Genomic DNA, 4456 nt, shown 5'->3' on the forward strand with positions numbered 1-4456 from the left:
GGAGATAGATAATAATCGAAGTGAACGCTCCATTAAACCTTTTGTGATCGGCCGTAAAAACTTCTTGTTTAGTAACACACCGAAAGGTGCTGAGTCGAGCGCTGTTATTTATAGTATTGTAGAAACGGCTAAGGAGAATGGGCTAAGCCCATTTGAATACTTGAAGTATCTATTTGAACAGTTGCCAAATATTGATACAACAAATAAAGAAGAAATAGATCAGCTCTTACCATGGTCACCAACTATTCCATTACATTGTCAAAGTCCAAAATAAAATCTTAATTAAAGTATAAACTGCCCATACCTCAATTACTAGGTGTGGGCAGTTTGACGCTTACGTTTTGAGGAATACTTAGAAAAAGCAATCCGTGAAGAATTAAATATACATTTTTAACATCCAGGATATTAGTTGTAACAAGATAAACTTAAAAAATGACAAAGCCTTGACATCATCAAAGATATTTAACTAGAGAAGAAACTCCATGATCGCGATACGATCATGGAGTTTTTGAAGTCCTACAAATAAAAAAGAATTCTAAATTATCTGGGATGATATAATGTTGAAGAACCAGGATGGAAAGGCTTATTTACATTGTTGATCCCTTCCTAACCCGTGGGATCCGTGAAGAAACTTTCGATCTTGGGCGGAGCCGGAAAATTGAAACAAGCCGCCGCGGTAAGTTTGAAAACGTTGCCGGCAGTGAGACTGAAGGAGACGGTGAAAGGGTCGATTCATACTGCACGTTTGGAAGGTCTAAACCGGATGAATCAGTTAAAAGACTTCGCGAAAGGCCGAGCAGTCGCTGTAGGGAAGAAGATAGAAAAAGATGCGATCGATGTCGCAAAAGGAATCGATAAAGGAGTTACTGCCCTCAATCGTTTCGGGGAATCCGTATTTCCAAAACGTCAGTTTGCAACCCCTGATGGAGCGATAGTTTCGGGAAGCAAAGTAGAAAACACGCATGCTGTAGAGAATTTCTTCAGAGCAAAGATTGAAGATGTGAAGGGGATTGGGAAGGGTAGTAAGGGGACGGGACATGTTCATCGTTCAGAGATTGATCAAGTAATTAAAAATGATTATGATATAAATGGAAACTTAATTAATCGGTCTATTATACCGAAGGGCTATGATAGTGTTGAAGACTTTTTGAAAGTTGTAGACGATACAACTATTAAAGAATTCGGGTACGACAGTGTTGAAGAGTTTAAAGCTGTAGTAGGTCACGTGGAAGATTATTTAAATGCCTCCCCGAAAAATAATATAGTAAATAAAGGTTTAGCAGGAGGAAAGCATATGAAGGGCGTAGATTATGATATTCTAGGTTTTCCAATTTTTAAAGGTAATGTGTGAAATTCACATATAAAATAAGGGAGGAAATATACATCGCTAGTGATGTAAAACAATTTAAAGAATGTACTAGAGCTCTAAAGAAAGCAATAGAGAGGGAGAGGTATCCAAAGATATATTTACTCCGAAGCAACTTGCTCAGATAATGGATGAGGTACCGTACATTGATGATTTAACATGGCATCATCATCAGGTGCCTGGGAAAATGCAATTAGTTGTTTCAAGTAAACACAGTGTCAACCATTTAGGTGGCAATAGATTATGGGGAGGCGGTATTAGATGAGCGACATTAAGTGGAAATATCAAGATGGACAAGTAGACAGTTTATCAATAAGTGCTATAGAAACCAAATTGGGATTTGTTTTTCCGAAGGATTATAAGGAATCTGTTAAAGTTAACCAAGGAGCAAGCCCAATTCCTTATCTTTTTGAGGTTAATGGTATAGAGAGGGTGTTTGGTTCACTTCTAAAAATTGATAATCCTGATAGTCCTACAGATATAATAAATGTTTATGAGAATTATAAGGGTACGCTTCCTAATAAAGTGGTTGCGTTTGCAAATGACCCAGCGGGCAACTTGATTCGCTTCGATTATAAAGAACATGAAAATAATCCTATAGTAGTTTTTTGGGAACATGAAAATGCTGCAGAAAAGGAAACGCTGATAAGAGAAGAAGGATTAACAGAAGAACAGGCTGAGGAACGTGCAAGAGAAAATGTATTTTACGTTGCAGAATCGTTTACAGATTTCTTAAATAAATTGCATGATTGAAATCTCTCATAAAAAATAAAAGCAAGGTATAAGTGAAAAATAATATTTTGCTTGTGAATACATACTCCATGATAGCAGTACATTCATGGAGTTTTTTAATCTATTGAAGAATGAGTGAAGAATTAGAAGTTTAGATAAGATGCAACATCTGATGGACAATAATTTCGGGAAGCAAAGTGGAACTCACATGCGCAGAGAACTTCGTTAAGGCGAAGGCTGAAGATGTGAAAGGGATTGGGAAAGGTAGTAAGGGTATTGGAACTAAAAGTGCAGCAGATGAAATTATTAGAGATGGAAGTCATATAAACAAATCCGGAGAATTAAAACCAAATATTAAATATCAAGCAGGAGAGTATGAGTACCTATATGAGACAGACAATATGGGAAGACTTAAAGAGTTTAATGCAGAAGATTAAAATTAGCTGAAAGAGAAAGTAGATTACCACATAAATCAAACACGCCAGGAAAAGAAGCTGGTGATCATGCCGGACATTTAGCTGGCGATAGGTTTGGAGGATCTCCAGATTTAGATAATCTTGTATCTCAATCGAGTAATGTGAATTTGAGTAAATACAAGAAGTTAGAAAATCAATGGGCTACAGCAATAAAAGAAGGGAAGAAGGTTTCCGTCAATGTTAAAGTTAATTATAAGGGAAATAGTTTAAGACCAAGCAGCTTTGATATAGAATATGAAATTGATGGTCGACTGAGGTTCATAAGTTTAGAGAACTAGGGGTGATTATATGAAGGTATTTGAGGATTATTTTTCAGAATTACAAACAGACATGGTGGCTATTTGTTTAGAGTATGTCGATAATAAGGCGGATGCTATTTTTATCTATTGCTCATACGAACCCAAGATGTATGTTTTTGATTTTTTCTATAAAATTAATGGAAAGATTGTTCATAAACATCAATTAAACGAGGCTACAAAGGAAATGAATAGGCAACACTATGATGTTTCAAGAGAAAGACAGAAGGCAGCGCTGAGAATAGGTAATCAAAATTTAAAGCTTATTCATAAAAAATGTGAAGAATTCAATAAAGATATGCCCACAGAAATAAAATTGTACTATGATGTCAAGAAGAATAGTTTAAAAGGGAAATATAGATATGATTTAGTTTATTCAAACGACGAAGAGCTTTTACCAGATGATATTTTCGAATTATGGTTTGAGGAAGTAAAAAGTGGAAATTATTGAAAAGGAAGCATGTTTGATTAAATAGAATGTCCTAATTATGAAATCATTTCATAATATTCAAAATGAAGTTATTGAATTAACTATAAACACTTGATTGCCAATTGTTCTACCCCCAAAAATAGACTAAATTTTAAGAAGCTATTTGGCTGGTTTGTTTCCGGGATTCAACTGGATTCATACCAGTCAATTTTTTTTGCTTTTATTCTCTTATTATAAGAATAAATGTAATCTTCCAATAGGGCATTTTAACTTTTCACATGATTTGTACACGACAGATCAAATTAAGCTCGATTATGACCAGTTAAACAAATAGGTGAAAGGTTAACTGATAACAAAAACTTATTAGGGGCAGAGGTATTGCCAATTTCTAGTGTATTTGCGGGTGACTTTGTATGCTTAGATTTTAGAATAGATAAAAATAATCCATCTGTTTGTATATGGTCTTATGAAGAATCTGGTGAGTTTGAGCCTGTTACATATAATGTGGCAGATAGCTTTACTGAATTCTTAGAAATACTTTAATAGATAGAATGAGAGACGGAGCACTTGAGTGTCCAAAATGACAACAGTTGCTTTTTTATTTTACACTTAGGTGGCAATAAATTATGGGGAGGCGGTATTAGACGAGCGACATTAAGTGGAAATATCAAGATGGAGAAGTAGATAGTTTATCAATAAGTGCAATAGAAACCAAATTGGGATTTGTTTTTCCGAAGGATTATAAGGAATCTGTTAAAGTTAACCAAGGAGCAAGCCCAACTCCTTACCTTTTTGAGGTTAATGGTATAGAGAGGGTGTTTGGTTCACTTCTAAAAATTGATAATTCTGATAGTCTTACAGATATAATAAATGTTTATGTGAATTATAAGGGTACGGCTTCCCAATAAAATGATTGCTTTTGCAAATGACCCGGCGGGCAACTTGATTTTTCATTCGTGAAATTGCAAATAAACGAGGAGGTAAAAATTTATGAGTTTTGAGAGAAAAATAAATGAACTATATAATCAAATCGCTCAAAAAATTAATGATATGATACCAACTGATTGGGAGCATTTCGCTTTGTGCGCCAGGCATGGCGACCATCTAGGTGGTGAAAGTCCACTGTGGAGGTACACATCAACCAACCACTAGAGAA

General features: G+C 35.1%; 9 protein-coding genes and 1 pseudogene. All 10 read left to right on the plus strand.

What is annotated here, in order from left to right; all coding sequences use genetic code 11:
* Positions 1-274 (plus strand): transposase domain-containing protein (locus ACPYKA_RS19315; protein WP_479543829.1); only part of this gene is annotated, 274 nt, incomplete at its 5' end.
* A 384-nt stretch (positions 275-658) separates the two neighbouring features.
* Positions 659-1351, plus strand: a complete 693-nt coding sequence (locus tag ACPYKA_RS19320) for a hypothetical protein (protein WP_479543830.1) — start codon at positions 659-661, stop codon at positions 1349-1351.
* Positions 1352-1493: 142 nt separating this feature from the next.
* Positions 1494-1631, plus strand: a complete 138-nt coding sequence (locus ACPYKA_RS19325; RefSeq protein WP_479543831.1) for an HNH endonuclease — start codon at positions 1494-1496, stop codon at positions 1629-1631.
* The gene (locus ACPYKA_RS19330; protein WP_479543832.1) at positions 1628-2119 is read left to right on the plus strand and encodes an SMI1/KNR4 family protein; all 492 of its coding nucleotides are present in this window, start codon (positions 1628-1630) and stop codon (positions 2117-2119) included. Before ACPYKA_RS19325 ends, ACPYKA_RS19330 begins: the two co-directional genes overlap by 4 nt.
* A 224-nt stretch (positions 2120-2343) precedes the next feature.
* Complete coding sequence (locus ACPYKA_RS19335) at positions 2344-2535, plus strand: hypothetical protein (RefSeq protein WP_479543833.1); 192 nt, start codon at positions 2344-2346, stop codon at positions 2533-2535.
* A gap of 56 nt (positions 2536-2591) precedes the next feature.
* A pseudogene (locus ACPYKA_RS19340) lies at positions 2592-2852 on the plus strand (DNA/RNA non-specific endonuclease); the annotation flags it as partial.
* Positions 2853-2862: 10 nt separating this feature from the next.
* A complete protein-coding gene (locus ACPYKA_RS19345; protein WP_479543834.1) occupies positions 2863-3321 on the plus strand; it encodes a DUF600 domain-containing protein in 459 nt (152 codons plus the stop codon).
* Between the two features lie 309 nt (positions 3322-3630).
* Positions 3631-3843, plus strand: a complete 213-nt coding sequence (locus ACPYKA_RS19350) for an SMI1/KNR4 family protein (RefSeq protein ID WP_479543836.1) — start codon at positions 3631-3633, stop codon at positions 3841-3843.
* Between the two features lie 161 nt (positions 3844-4004).
* Positions 4005-4208, plus strand: a complete 204-nt coding sequence (locus ACPYKA_RS19355) for an SMI1/KNR4 family protein (RefSeq protein WP_479543837.1) — start codon at positions 4005-4007, stop codon at positions 4206-4208.
* An 82-nt stretch (positions 4209-4290) separates the two neighbouring features.
* Positions 4291-4452 carry an immunity protein YezG family protein gene (locus ACPYKA_RS19360; protein ID WP_479543835.1) on the plus strand — a complete coding sequence of 54 codons (162 nt, stop codon included), beginning with the start codon at positions 4291-4293 and terminating at the stop codon, positions 4450-4452.
* Positions 4453-4456: the final 4 nt, after the last annotated feature.

Origin of the sequence: Pseudogracilibacillus amylolyticus (SeqCode) (assembly GCF_051918545.1) — a bacterium.
Taxonomy (GTDB): domain Bacteria; phylum Bacillota; class Bacilli; order Bacillales; family Amphibacillaceae; genus Pseudogracilibacillus.

Coding starts and splice junctions, on each gene's coding strand:
- ACPYKA_RS19330 (WP_479543832.1), top strand. CDS start 1,628: ATGAGCGACATTAAGTGGAAATATCAAGATGGACAAGTAGACAGTTTA.
- ACPYKA_RS19360 (WP_479543835.1), top strand. CDS start 4,291: ATGAGTTTTGAGAGAAAAATAAATGAACTATATAATCAAATCGCTCAA.
- ACPYKA_RS19325 (WP_479543831.1), top strand. CDS start 1,494: ATGGATGAGGTACCGTACATTGATGATTTAACATGGCATCATCATCAG.
- ACPYKA_RS19345 (WP_479543834.1), top strand. CDS start 2,863: ATGAAGGTATTTGAGGATTATTTTTCAGAATTACAAACAGACATGGTG.